We start from the raw sequence: 13982 nt of genomic DNA, 5'->3' as shown, positions 1-13982 counted from the left end.
TAATGGTCAATTTTATTTGAAAATTAATCTTTATCTTCTATTCTATGCACTTTAATGATATCTGGAACTTTTCTAATCAACTTAATCAAATCGTTCAAATGATCGGTGTCACTGATAAACAGTTGGATCTTGCCTTCAAAAATCCCATCCTCTGAGGAAATGCTCATCGAACGGACATTGACCTTCATTTGCTCTGAAATCACTTTGGTAATATCACTGATCAAACCGACTCTATCCGTACCGATCACAAGCATCGATGCTACAAATCTCGTCTGTTTTTTTGAAGCCCAACCAGCCTTGATTACTCTGTGCCCGTGATTCGACATCAATTCCACGGCATTAGGACAGTTTGTTCGGTGAATTTTTATCCCTTCACTCACCGTCACAAAACCAAAAACCTCGTCGCCGGGTATCGGTTTGCAACATTGTGCAATCGTGTACTCGACTACATCCATATCTTCCCCTATCAGCAAGACATCATGCTCCTCGCCCTTGACATTTTTCAGTTCTTTCTCAAAGCTTTTCGCATCAGGAGCGTTTCCGGTTTTCTTCTGCTTCAAGGATTCTTTTTTCTCCTTGAACCTCTTTAATTCCTTAGAGTCGATCTCGCCAGTGGCAATCTTGGACAAAAAGTCCATTTGATTCTTTTCATTGAAAAAAGATCTTATCTCATGCCAAATATCCGAAGAAGGCTCTATTTTCATTTGCTTAAGTTTCCTCAAGACAATCTCACGTCCCTCTTCCGATCTTATCTTCTTCTCCTCTTGCAATGATTCCCTGATTCTGGCTCTAGCCTTTGAAGTCACAACATACCCCAACCAACCTTCCGCTGGTTTTTGCTTATTGGAAGTAATGATTTCAACTTGATCTCCATTTTTCAACTTATAATTCAATGGCACAAGCTTTTGACTCACTTTAGCCCCGATACATTTGGCGCCAACTTCCGTATGTATGTCAAAAGCGAAATCCAAAGCTGTCGAATCTTTAGGCAAAATCTTCAGATCCCCTTTTGGAGTAAAAACAAATACTTCGTCATTATATAAATTGGACTTAAACTCATCAACAAACTCCAAAGCAGTGGCATCGCTCTCCGTCATCATATCCCTGATTTTCGCAACCCACTCGTCCAAAGACGATGATTTGTTTGTCTTCTCTTTGTACTTCCAATGGGCTGCATAGCCTTTCTCAGCAATTTCATCCATTCTTCGAGTTCTGATCTGCACTTCCACCCATTTGCCAGACTTGCTCATGACTGTCGTATGAAGCGACTCGTATCCATTTGCTTTGGATGTACTAATCCAATCTCTTAATCTATCCGGATTAGGTTTGTAATAATCCGTCACGATCGAGTAAACCTGCCAACAAATTGCTTTTTCTATCTCAAATGGACAGTCTAAAATTATACGAATCGCGAATAAGTCATATATTTCTTCAAAAGGAACATTCTGCGCGCGCATTTTATTCCAAATAGAATGTATCGACTTTGGTCTTCCCTTGATTTCGTATTTCAGGTTATTCTCATCAAGTTCTTTTTTTATCGGCTCGATAAAGCTTTTTATAAATGTGCCGCGAGCTCTTTTGGTTTCATTGATCTTATTGGCGATCTCCTTATAAACATTGTAATTGGAGTACTTAAGCCACAAATCTTCAAGCTCTGACTTAATCGCATAAAGTCCTAACCTGTGCGCCAGTGGAGCATACAAGTATATTGTCTCAGAAGCTATTTTCAGCTGCTTGTTTCTTGGCATGCTGTTCAGAGTCCTCATATTGTGCAACCTATCAGCCAACTTGATAAGAATCACCCTCAAATCTTCCGACAATGTCAAGAGCATTTTTCGAAAATTCTCGGCTTGCTGCGAAGTTCCCTTCTCAAAGACACCAGAAATTTTAGTCAATCCGTCAATGATCTGAGCCACTTTAGGACCAAACAACTCCTCGATTTCTTTCAACGTAATATCGGTATCCTCCACTACGTCATGAAGCAATGCTGCCACTATCGAAGTTGTTCCTAAGCCAATCTCATCCACGCATATCCTAGCCACTTCTATGGGGTGGTATATATATGGCTCTCCGGACTTGCGTCTCATGTCCTTATGCGCCTCAAGAGCTACGTTAAAAGCCTTACGTATGATTGAAGCGTCATCATCTTGCAGGTAAGGCTGCGCCTGCTTCAACAAGTGTCTATATCTTCTGGCTATTTCCTTATTCTCTTCTGCTGTATCTATTTCCACCATATAATTTATTGCGATATTTTGGGCTAACTAATTTGGATTGCTTCGACAACATTTACTGACTAACTCGCCTTTTTTAAATACCAGCCAGCTTATGCTTAATGAATACAAAACCAATGGATTAAGTTATTGAATTTTTTCTCCATTCTCTATAACTACGAATCCAAGATTACAAATAGTAAGGTAAAATTTTTTTCGAAAATAAAAAAGATTGTTTAACAAAACACCTCTATGCTTTTTTCGCTCATTAATTTCCGCAACTTCAAAGTTGCGCGTCCTCACTCAAAAAACAGGAATTAACAACATTAAGATATCATAAACCACTCGAAAACAATCGATTAAAACTCACCATTTTTTTTATTTCAAAAAAAACAACAAAAGTGTTGGTGAATTAAAAAATAAACCGCAGTTTTGCACTCCCAAATCGAAGAAACGATCATTAGGCGGATATGGCGGAATTGGTAGACGCGCTAGACTTAGGATCTAGTGCCGCAAGGCGTGGGGGTTCGACTCCCTCTATCCGCACACTAAGAGATCAAATTTGCGGGCGTGGCGGAATTGGTAGACGCGTTAGACTTAGGATCTAGTGCCGCAAGGCGTGGGGGTTCGACTCCCTCCGCCCGCACTTCGAAAAAAGACTACCGGCGGATATGGCGGAATTGGTAGACGCGCTAGACTTAGGATCTAGTGCCGCAAGGCGTGGGGGTTCGACTCCCTCTATCCGCACTTATTTATTCTTTATAATGGACTACAAGCGGGCGTGGCGGAATTGGTAGACGCGCTAGACTTAGGATCTAGTGCCGCAAGGCGTGGGGGTTCGACTCCCTCCGCCCGCACTACAAAAAAAACTACCAGCGGATATGGCGGAATTGGTAGACGCGCTAGACTTAGGATCTAGTGCCGCAAGGCGTGGGGGTTCGACTCCCTCTATCCGCACTCACATCATCATACATCCAGTAAGACTTTCCGACATCTAATTTCTAGAAATAAAAAAGCACCTTATCTCTAAGGCGCTGCTTCTAATACTTTCAATAAGTCGCTTGCTTTATCTCGATATTTTTCATCCCCCAATTTCGTATAGGACGTAATCAAATTCCTTAAACACCTTTGAACGATTTGCTTATTACTGCATGGAGAAAAATAACTTTCTTTGAACTCAGTCTTCAGCTGAGAAATATACGCTTCAATATCACCTTTCGAAAAAATCAATCCTTTATTGAAGGCATTGATATAAAAATCATACTTATCATCTCTATACAACAATATGAATAAATTTGGCAAATTCACGCCAAACACAGGCATTCCTAACTTTTTCGCTATCAATAAATAAATGACACAAAGCGTAATAGGGTTTCCTTTCTTGCTTTCCAACACCTCGTTAATCATCGAATTAGAAACCGCGTGAAATTCCTGATTATTAGCCTTGAATTTTTTCAAGCCAAACAAAAAGCCGTTCAATCTTTTCACTTGATCATAAGGATGCAAGTCAGTGGAAAATCCAGCCCAAGCTTCATGATACAACTGCGAAAATGACGCATTCAAACTTTCATAGCTCAACTCCGGATGGTTGAATCTGGCCACCAGCCACATCCCTTTCAGCAAATCATCACTTTCGAATTCATTCCAATACAATAAATCTTTCTTCAAAGACTGAAAGTACAAGTGATCGATAATCTCTTCTATCTTGCCCTGAATCAAACTACTGTCACTACCCTCCCATTCTTTCTCCAGCAAGGGAATACTTTCAAGCCCCATTGCGATTAGCTTCATCTCAACGATCTGGCTAACCTCTTCGTCCGGATCATCCAGCAAACTTACTAAAGCTTTGAATTCATTAGATGCTTCATCGTTCATAATCATGTCATGCTAGTTTCACTGGAGATTACTTGTCTTTTTTCCCAAAAACTGAAAAATGCACATAGCGTTTCGGGTGCTCTCTCAAGTCTATAAGCAATGAATCCAAGCTAACCATTGACTTGTTCAAATTATTGTAAAGCGAATCATTATTCACAAACTTGCCTATAGTTCCTTGCCCTTCATTGATTTTAGCCAATGTTTGATTCATGTTCTTCATCAATTTTGAAGCATTCTCCAAAGTTTGCGGCAATTCATTTTTCAAATCTTCCGAAACTTCTCCAAAGTTGCTAACCACAGGCTGAAGGCTATCCATAGTATGATTCAACTTCATTGCTAGCTGATTAAAGTTCGAGATAGCAGAGCTAAGCTCTCTCTGATTATTCAACATCACCATATCCAAGTCATCAGACGTTTTCTTAAACGAAGCAAGCGTCTGCTTTATAGAGGTTCCAGTACCATTGAAGTCCAACAATAAAGAATCAACTTTGGCAGCCAAAGGCATTGCCGCTTTTTTCAAAACTTCGGTAATATCTTCTTCCATTGCTGATTGAAGCGTATCTCCATTATGCAAGACATGACCTGAATAAAGCTCCATTTCTTTCAACACAACTCCTTTATTACCCATAATACCCATTGATGTTAAATCCGCAACAGTATTCACGTCAAGCGCCAACCCTTTTTTCACGCTCAGCTCCACCAAAATCTTGCGGTCCTTCATTAATGTGATTTTCTCCACGCTACCTACTTCCACCCCTTTGTAAATCACAGGATTAGAAGCTGTAAGTCCTTGAACATTATCATAAACAGCATAATAATGATTCATTGAAGATAGCACGCCGGATCCTTTCAAAAAATTGAACCCAAAATAAAACACGACCAATGCCGCTATCCCAAAAATTCCTACTTTAAATTCTTTACTCACTTTTCGTTAGTTTATAGATTCCAATTCTTCCTTATAATCTCTAAAAGCCCTAAATAGGCCTGAAGCGATATAAGTTTGCCCCAAAGGATCGTTCAAATACTGCTCTTCAGATTTATTGCTTAGAAACCCGCATTCCACCAATACACTAGGCATAGAGGTTTGCCACAAAACGACAAAACCAGCCTGCTTAACGCCTCTGCTCCTTCTTCCCACGCGATTCTTAAACTGATATTGAATCTTCTGAGCCAAATTCAAACTATTTTCCAGATAAGAACTTGCAAACAATGAAAAAAGTATATGCGATTCATCCGAATTTGGATCATACCCTGCATATTTAGCATGATAGTCATCTTCGAGCAAAACCACACTGTTTTCTCTTTTTGCCACTTCCAAGTTCTCTTCAGAAGTATGGAGCCCCATTACAAAAGTCTCTGCACCTTTAACCGTCTTAGTGTGCTCACTGTTACAATGTATGGAAATAAACAGGTCTGCGCCGTTTTTATTCGCCATTTTAGCTCTATTCTCCAGAGTCAAAAACTTATCTGAAGTTCTAGTATAAATAACTTCGACATCCTTTAGATTTTCTTTAATTAATTTCCCTAACTTTAGGGCTATTTTTAAGACAATATCCTTTTCCTGTGTATTAGCGCCTGATGTTCCGGTATCCTTACCACCATGCCCAGCGTCAATCACCACCTTTTTGACGCGATAGTCGTGCGTCTCCAAAGGCGTAAAAGAAAAGGCTACTAAACTTATAATTAAAAGACTGTATATGATAATATTTTTCACAATCATTCGTATGTTACAAGTTATTGACATAACTTTACGCAAAGTTGTGAATTTTTCTGAAAATCGAAAATTGAGAGTGAGCTATTTAAAGTTGATATGCACCTTTTGCATTTATTTTGTTACAGTTTTTCCGAATTATGCTCAAAATAATGATATATCTGAAAAGGATTCTCTTTTGATCAGCCCAACTGACACTACAGCTGTTAAGCTTGCGACTCAAGACAGCGCAAGTCTAGCAATTTCCGGCGACACTACAGCTATCGCTGAAAATGACAGCTTAATTAATGTGCAGCAACCCGTTGGTGATATTGAGACTGAAATAGACTACAAGTCTACAGATTCTTTGAAAATAGATCTTAAGACGCAATTTGTAACAATGTACGGAGAGGGAGAAGTGAATTACGGAAAATTCAAACTCGAAGCTGATCGAATCAAATTAAACTATTCCACTAATGTTGTGGATGCTACAGGAACAACAGATTCCACGGGAACAGTATACGGAACGCCTCTGTTCACCGATGACGGCCACCTGTATGAGACGGACACGATCAAATACAATTTCAAATCGCAAAAATCGATAATCCGAGGAGTAGTCACTCAAGAAGGGGAAGGTTATATACATGGAGATAAGATTAAAAGAGTAGAAAGCGGAGAAGCATTCGTTGATCATGCCAAATACACTACTTGCAACCTTCCTGAACCGCACTTTCATATTGACGCCAATAAGATCAAAATGATTCCGGGCAAGAAATTTATTTCGGGACCATTCAATATGAAAATCGCGAATATTCCGACGCCATTATGGCTTCCTTTTGGTTTTTTCCCTATGCCCAATAACAAATCTTCAGGTATTATCATACCGACATTCGGAGAGGAAATCAGAAGAGGTTTTTTCTTAAGAGAAGGTGGTTATTACTTCCATTTCAACGATTATATAGATCTGACAGCTACTGGTGAGATATACTCTAAAGGTAGCTGGGGTGTGGCTTTGAGATCCAACTATCGAAAAAGGTATGCTTTCAGCGGTAACTGGAGCTTTCAATACAATCATAACGACGAAGGCACTGAAGCTCAAGAATCAACGGTGGACTCCTACTGGATTCGTTGGACGCATTCGCCGCAATCAAGGCCAGGAGCTGGTAGATTTTCAGCGAGTGTGAACTTTGGTTCATCAAGATACAACCAAGAAAACCCTAGTGACATTGACAATAACTTATCGCAAAACTTTAGTTCTGCGGTATCATACTCAAAAACTTTAGGCAAGCTATTCAACTTTTCAGCTAACGCGAACTTGAACCAAAATGTATCAACAGGAGTAATCGATCTTACCTTTCCTCAAGTAAGTTTTAACATGAACAGGGTCAACCCATTTCAAAAGAAAGGAAAGTCAGCACAAACTTGGTACGAAAAAATCAACTTCACCTACAGTATGAATGCGAGCAATAGATTGACAAACAATAGAGTAAACAGTCCTAGCTTTCCTGTAGACAATCCAAATCCTATGGATTCAGTGATAATTGATTTCACTCCAGAAAATTTTGATGAAATTTGGAAAAGATCTCAAAATGGTTTTCAACACAGAATACCTGTTTCAACGTCTTTCAAAATATTAAAGTACTTTACATTAAGTCCTAACTTCAATTGGAATGAAATTCATTACTTCAAGAAATTGGATTACACTTGGATAGAAAATGGTGGGGCTGATGGTAGCGGAGCTGTTAGAATTGACACATTAGGCGGTCTTCAAAGAGTATACTCATTCAATGGAGGTGCCAACCTAAATACTAGACTATACGGTACCGCATATTTCAAAAGCGAAAAGATTCAGGCAATCAGACACGTAATGGCGCCTACTGTCAGTATGAGTTTCAGTCCTGACTTCGGAGCTGATAGATACGGTTATTATCAAGATGTTCAGGTCAATAATAATGGGGATACTAGGAGGCTCTCTAGATACGAAGGCTTCCTTTACGGAACTCCTACAAGTGGAAAACAAGCCAATATGTCCTTCAGCATAAGTAATACATTGGAAATGAAAGTGCTTTCCAAAAACGACACCACAGGCAAAGCTAAAATCGTCCCTATACTGGAGAACTTTTCAATATCAACAAACTACAACTTCGCAGCGGATTCATTCAACCTCTCGCCTTTTAGTTTGGTTGCCAGAACTAGCTTATTTAATAAAAAGCTGAGTATCAACTGGAGTGGTACGATTGACCCATATGTATATGTGCTGGAAAATGTTTCGGAAGGTACAAATGGCGAGGTATCTGTAAGGCAAAGAAGAACAAGCCAATATGCGTGGAACGCAGGGCAAGGTATTGGCCAGTTATCATCTTGGAACTTAGCCTTGAGCACCCGACTAAGTCCAAAAGGAATGTCAGCCGACGACCGAGCAAAAAGATATGAAAATGAGCTGAGGTATGGTGACAACCAAGCAGAACTGGATTACCTCATAAATCATCCGGACACATATGTGGATTGGAATGTCCCCTGGAACTTGAGCTTAAACCTGAACATGAACTATAACAAAACTGGTTTTCAAGATTCTAAAATCACAGCATCCATGCGTTTCAATGGAGACGTAAGTTTAACTGAAAAATGGAAAATAACATATAATTCTGGTTACGACTTTGTTCAAAGAGAATTTACACAAACCAATTTAGGTATCTTAAGAGACCTTCACTGTTGGGAAATGAGAGTCGATTGGACTCCGTTTGGTCGATATACCTCTTACAGTCTAACAATTCAAGCGAAATCATCACTTTTAAGAGATCTGAAACTGAACAGACAGAACTCTTGGAGAGATCAATATTAACAAAAGAAAGCCGCTCTAAGAAGCGGCTTTTTTATTCAGCTATTTAAAGTTCCTATATAAACAGATCTTTACGATATCTATATAATTTATATATATTTGTTGGCAAGAGGCAAACATAGAACCATGAACCAGATCTTCATCAAGAATGCTACAAAAAAGAAGGTATTAGTCACTTTCATTCTTACGCAATTCGTTTACGCAATCATGCTGAACATCACGATCCCAAAACTAACCAAACTTAGCGGGATGGAAATTTTCGACATGAGGCCTGCTGGATATACGGTCCAATACGCCAAAGATTTATTATCAGCTTTGGGCGAAACAGGAAGATCAATGTACTTATACGAACAGATTCCCCTAGATTTTATCTACCCTATTTTGTTTGCAATATCTTACAGCCTGCTATTAGCTTTTCTATTAAAATATCTTACGCACCCTCAAAGCAAACTATACTTATTCTGCTGGTTTCCTGTGTTTGCTGGTATTTTAGATTACATTGAAAACTTTGGAGTCGTACACCTATTAAGATCATATCCTGAAGTAAGCAATACATCTATCATACTCACCAATCTTACCACTATTGCAAAAAGCGCAATGACAAGTTTGTATTTCATTACACTCTTCAGCGTAGGAATTGGCCTTTTAATAAAATGGCTGTTGGCTAAAAACCAACAGCGCATAGATTCTGAAAACACAAAAGACAATCCTTAGTGATTAATATTATTGCTTGAGAACTTTGATGGCTTTTTTTCCATCAACTCGTAGAATATATGTCCCTGATTTCAAATTCTTAACATCAACCTTCACATCTCCGCCATTTCCTGAGTCGCCAAACATTACGACTTTGCCTAAAACATTCAAAATTTCAATGTTTTGATTAGGCGATAGGTTTGAAATTGTCAAGACAGTAGAAACTGGATTCGGATAAGCGTTTACTTCATTTATATCCGACAAACCTAATGCTTTTTCAAAAATCACACTAAGGCTCAGGTTATCTGTCACATCGGACAGCTCATATGAAAAACTACCATTTTCTTCCATTTTCAAATCATTGACGATACTCATCCCGTTAATGCTTACACTTCTAATGGAATATGATGAATTTGGCTTTAATATAAATTCAACATCTCCTCCATATTCAAAGCTAGTTTCAGAAACCTCTACATCCCCGCCTTCATTTTGATTTACGTCAACTGTCAATTGAACCTTGCTGAATTCTACTTGCAATTTCTGTGAAGACTCCACATCTAAAAACATATAAGAACTAATCGCCCCTAAACTGTCTCCATCTAAAACTACATTTGAAACTATGTATCCATCCTCTGGCACAAATCTAATTTCAAGTGTATCTCCATACTCCACTGTCGGGTTGGAAGGCATGATCGTACCACCAACAGAGCCAACAGTTTCTATCGTATTAAGCTCTCTAGAGAAAGGCCTAAAAGTCACTTCAATATCTCCGTCCGCATCTACATTAACGAATGTAAACCTTTGAATGCTTCCATAACTCTCGCCATCCACAACTACATCTTCAATATAATATCCTTCTTGTGGCACAAACTGAAATACTTGATCATCACCATATTCAAGCACAGGATTTGAAGGCATAATTTTTCCACCAATATTCGCTTCAGTGCTTATCTCGAAAGTATCTAATTTAAAAACTGCTTCTATCATCGCATTTTCAAGCACTTCGTACTCCAATGGATTCTCTGCACTATAATACGCTCCATTGATTCTCCATTCTTTAAAATAATAATTTTCTTCAGTGTCAGCTTCCACTTCAATAACTTCGCCAAGCACATACAAGCCGCTGCTAAGATCAACACTTCCTCCCAACTCATCATTTACAGAAAACACCAATTCCTTGGTTTCAATTTGGGAAATCAAATACGGTCTTGGGTTTGCGTCAATGATTGACTTTAATGCAATCACCCAATCCTCTTGAAAATTCCATCCTTCAAAATTATCCGCATTCGCAAATTCAGAAGTGAATAAACCAAAATCTTCTCCGCTTCCAAATGACTCTCTCTGGCCTGTTGTCTCAACATCCCAATATGAAGACTCAATCATACCTGTATTGAATCCAAGCAATCCCCCTACATTTATAGAATCTGACAAAACAGTCCCTGTTGCATAGCATTCTGAGATATTTCCTCTTAAAATCAAAGCGTCTACCACCTCAAAAAGGTTTTCACCAGCAAGACCGCCTACATAGTTCTCTCCCGTTACACTACCTGTTGCAAAACAATTTCTAATATTCATTCCATTCCTACCTGCCAAGCCACCAACATACTCATGCCCTGTCACATCAACTGTAGAGTAACTATCAAGCAAATCTCCTGCTGAAGCGCCTAAAGCCCCACCTACAAAATATTCTCCTCTAACGATTCCCGAAACGCTAACATTAGTAATCATACCGTTAAAGCTTCCGCCTGCTAATCCACCTACATTTTCAAAACCTTGAATGTCAACATCTACTAAATTCAAGTTTGTTACTGTTCCTCCCCCGATCAAACTGAAAAAGCCGACCAACACACCTTCATTTCGCTCTAAATCAGATTCAGCATTGCTAGAATCCGGATTAGTTGGACGATTAATAAAAACATCGTTTATAGAAAACCCATTCCCTTCAAACACACCTCCAAATGGCAAAAACAAATTCCCAATAGGCGTAAAACCTTTCCCTTCGTTCCAAGTACTTGTCTCTGATGCATCGATGTCATTCATCAATTCATAATATGCAAACAATCTGTTCACATTTGTCGCAGAATCCTCATCTCCTTCTGAAAGCCATTTCAAATGCTCTATAGTCGAAATTTGATATGGAGAAGATTCCGTCCCATCCCCTATATCTGGTCTGCTTTGAGCGAAAGCGTAAAAAGCTTGCATTACGACTAAAACAATCAAGTAAATTTTCTTCATATTTATAGATAATTTTAAGTGCTAATTCACTCCTTCAACATCCATAAACACTCAATGTTTTGGCAAATTTTACCCTAAACCACCTCTTGTATAAAAGAAATCAACTAAAATAATAGATATCGAATTTTCATTGCCCTATTAAACTAAATCATACAGCCTTAAACACCCTAATTATAATCACTGTAATTTTCAGGCTTGAATAAGATTATTTCAATCGTATCGTTAACTAATAGCTGTAAAAATTAGTCGCATGACAATGCATAAAGATTCGCAAAGAACGATTTTCGCCAAATTTATGCTTAACTTTGTCGTTGCTTTTAACAAACAATCAGTGAATTTATGCAACAGGATCATCGCCCTTTGACAGATTGGCTACCAATCACCAAGAAAGAGGTGGAAATGCGCGGATGGGAAGAACTTGATGTTATCATCGTTTCTGGCGATGCTTACGTAGATCATCCTGCATTCGGACCAGCTGTGATTGGTCGTATTATAGAAAGTGAAGGCTTTAGAGTTGCCATTATTCCCCAACCCAATTGGAAAGACGACCTAAGAGACTTCAAAAAGCTAGGCAAGCCAAGATTATTCTTCGGAGTCACTGCCGGCTGCATGGATTCAATGGTTAATCATTATACTGCGAATAAAAGACTTAGGTCCACCGACTCTTACACGCCCGGGGGCATGAGCGGCTTTAGACCTGATTACGCATCCATAGTTTATACTAAAATACTAAAAGAACTATACCCTGATGTTCCAGTGCTTTTAGGAGGCATCGAAGCTTCTCTTAGACGTGTTACGCATTATGATTATTGGTCGGATAAACTTGCGCCAAGCATATTGGAAGAAAGCGGAGCCGACATGTTGGTATACGGCATGGGCGAACAACCTCTAAGAGATCTTTTGAGATATTTGGATAAAGGTATTCCTTTCGAAAGCCTTAATACTATTTCCCAAACAGCTATATTGCGCCCCAGATCGGAAGAAATTCCTAAAAACAAACAATGGAAAACGCTTGAATTGAACTCGCACGAAAAATGCCTGCAAGACAAGCTTTCTTACGCATCCAATTTCAAACATCTGGAGCAAGAATCCAATAAGCTATATGCCAATAGGTTGGTTCAAAGAATCGGAACGAATAATTTGATTATCAACCCTCCTTACTTCACAATGACTGAAAAGGAGATTGACCAGTCTTTTGACCTGCCTTACACAAGACTTCCTCATCCTAAATATAAAAAGCGAGGGGCTATACCAGCTTTTGAGATGATCAAGTTTTCTGTGAACATGCACCGAGGCTGCTTTGGAGGTTGCAGTTTCTGCACAATTTCTGCGCACCAAGGTAAGTTCATCGCCAGCAGATCTCAAAAATCGATCATGAAAGAAGTCGATGCGGTTACCAAGATGCCTGACTTCAAGGGATATTTGTCTGATATCGGTGGACCTTCCGCCAATATGTATAATATGAAAGGCAAAGTTCAGGAAATTTGCGATAGATGCGTAAGTCCATCCTGCATACATCCTGTTATTTGCCATAACCTTGATACTTCGCACCAATCGCTTATTGATATTTATAAAAAAGTAGATGCTCACCCACAGGTGAAAAAAGCTTTTGTTGGAAGCGGGATAAGATATGACATGCTGGTGAAAGATTACAACAAGCTTGCAGACGACACCATAGATCCATATATGGAGCAATTGTTGACTCGCCATGTTAGCGGACGTCTAAAAGTTGCGCCAGAGCATACTTCAGACAATACGCTGAAAATAATGCGAAAGCCTTCTTTCAAGCACTTTCATACCTTCAAAAAGAAGTATGATAAAATCGACAAAAAGCACAACCTGAATCAACAATTGATTCCTTATTTTATCTCCAGTCATCCAGGCTGTCAGGAAGAAGACATGGCGAATCTAGCTGCAGAGACGAAAGACATGGGCTTCCAGCTTGAGCAAGTACAAGATTTCACTCCAACACCAATGACAGTGGCTACTGTTATTTACTATGCGGGCGTTCATCCTTATACTTTGCAACCAGTATTTACCGCTAAAACGAAAGCTGAAAAGCTAGCGCAACACCAATTCTTCTTTTGGTATAAAAAAGAAAACAGAGGACAGATTCGAGCTCGACTTGAAAAACTTGGCAGACATGACTTGGCTGAAGTTTTGCTTGCTCCTAGAACTTTTGATAAAAAACAAGAAGAACGAAATTCGTTCAAAAAGAAAAAAGGATTCAACAAATCAGTTGAAAAACCGAGAAGCAACAATAATCAAAAGCCAAATAGATCATCTTCAAACGAAAAACAAACATCTTTTAATCCCAAGTCGAAAAGCCTAAGAAAAGGAAAGCAAAACAATGACACACCGATTAATCCCAAGTCGAAATCATTGAGAAGCAAAGGGAAAAAGACTAGAAGGTAATCATAAACATTTTAAATAAATTAAC

General features: G+C 39.0%; 8 protein-coding genes and 5 tRNA genes. 8 read left to right on the top strand and 5 right to left on the bottom strand.

Annotated elements, in window-relative coordinates; all coding sequences use genetic code 11:
• Nucleotides 1–23: 23 nt before the first annotated feature.
• Nucleotides 24–2234: a RelA/SpoT family protein gene (locus AABK36_RS04350; RefSeq protein WP_309937811.1), complete on the bottom strand. Its 2211-nt coding sequence runs from the start codon at nt 2232–2234 to the stop codon at nt 24–26.
• A 440-nt stretch (nt 2235–2674) separates the two neighbouring features.
• On the opposite strand from AABK36_RS04350, the gene AABK36_RS04345 reads away from it, so the two are divergent.
• The 5 genes from AABK36_RS04345 (at nt 2675) to AABK36_RS04325 (ending at nt 3167) form a co-directional block, all read left to right on the top strand.
• Nucleotides 2675–2756, top strand: a tRNA-Leu gene (locus tag AABK36_RS04345).
• A gap of 18 nt (nt 2757–2774) precedes the next feature.
• Nucleotides 2775–2856: transfer RNA gene (locus AABK36_RS04340), tRNA-Leu, on the top strand.
• Between the two features lie 19 nt (nt 2857–2875).
• A tRNA-Leu gene (locus tag AABK36_RS04335) sits at nt 2876–2957 on the top strand.
• 28 nt (nt 2958–2985) lie between these two features.
• Nucleotides 2986–3067, top strand: a tRNA-Leu gene (locus tag AABK36_RS04330).
• An 18-nt stretch (nt 3068–3085) separates the two neighbouring features.
• A tRNA-Leu gene (locus tag AABK36_RS04325) sits at nt 3086–3167 on the top strand.
• A 69-nt stretch (nt 3168–3236) separates the two neighbouring features.
• Here the strand turns inward: AABK36_RS04325 and AABK36_RS04320 are convergent.
• From AABK36_RS04320 to AABK36_RS04310, 3 genes are read right to left on the bottom strand one after another with little or no spacing between them, the layout of a single operon-like run.
• Nucleotides 3237–4091 carry a transglutaminase-like domain-containing protein gene (locus tag AABK36_RS04320; RefSeq protein ID WP_309937810.1) on the bottom strand — a complete coding sequence of 285 codons (855 nt, stop codon included), beginning with the start codon at nt 4089–4091 and terminating at the stop codon, nt 3237–3239.
• A gap of 22 nt (nt 4092–4113) precedes the next feature.
• Nucleotides 4114–5010, bottom strand: coding sequence for an MlaD family protein (locus AABK36_RS04315; protein WP_309937808.1), 897 nt, complete (start codon nt 5008–5010; stop codon nt 4114–4116).
• Between the two features lie 6 nt (nt 5011–5016).
• Complete coding sequence (locus tag AABK36_RS04310; RefSeq protein ID WP_309937807.1) at nt 5017–5805, bottom strand: N-acetylmuramoyl-L-alanine amidase family protein; 789 nt, start codon at nt 5803–5805, stop codon at nt 5017–5019.
• A gap of 169 nt (nt 5806–5974) precedes the next feature.
• On the opposite strand from AABK36_RS04310, the gene AABK36_RS04305 reads away from it, so the two are divergent.
• Nucleotides 5975–8617: a putative LPS assembly protein LptD gene (locus AABK36_RS04305; RefSeq protein ID WP_309937806.1), complete on the top strand. Its 2643-nt coding sequence runs from the start codon at nt 5975–5977 to the stop codon at nt 8615–8617.
• A gap of 123 nt (nt 8618–8740) precedes the next feature.
• Nucleotides 8741–9328: a hypothetical protein gene (locus AABK36_RS04300; protein ID WP_309937805.1), complete on the top strand. Its 588-nt coding sequence runs from the start codon at nt 8741–8743 to the stop codon at nt 9326–9328.
• Between the two features lie 9 nt (nt 9329–9337).
• Here AABK36_RS04300 and AABK36_RS04295 read toward each other — a convergent pair whose 3' ends face one another.
• Nucleotides 9338–11542: a T9SS type A sorting domain-containing protein gene (locus tag AABK36_RS04295; RefSeq protein WP_309937804.1), complete on the bottom strand. Its 2205-nt coding sequence runs from the start codon at nt 11540–11542 to the stop codon at nt 9338–9340.
• Between the two features lie 339 nt (nt 11543–11881).
• Here AABK36_RS04295 and AABK36_RS04290 point away from each other — a divergent pair, with 339 nt between their 5' ends.
• Nucleotides 11882–13957: a YgiQ family radical SAM protein gene (locus tag AABK36_RS04290; protein WP_309937803.1), complete on the top strand. Its 2076-nt coding sequence runs from the start codon at nt 11882–11884 to the stop codon at nt 13955–13957.
• The last annotated feature ends 25 nt before the right edge of the window (nt 13958–13982 follow it).

The organism is Aureibacter tunicatorum, assembly GCF_036492635.1.
GTDB lineage: Bacteria > Bacteroidota > Bacteroidia > Cytophagales > Cyclobacteriaceae > Aureibacter > Aureibacter tunicatorum.
This window is presented reverse-complemented; position numbering and strand designations above follow the sequence as displayed.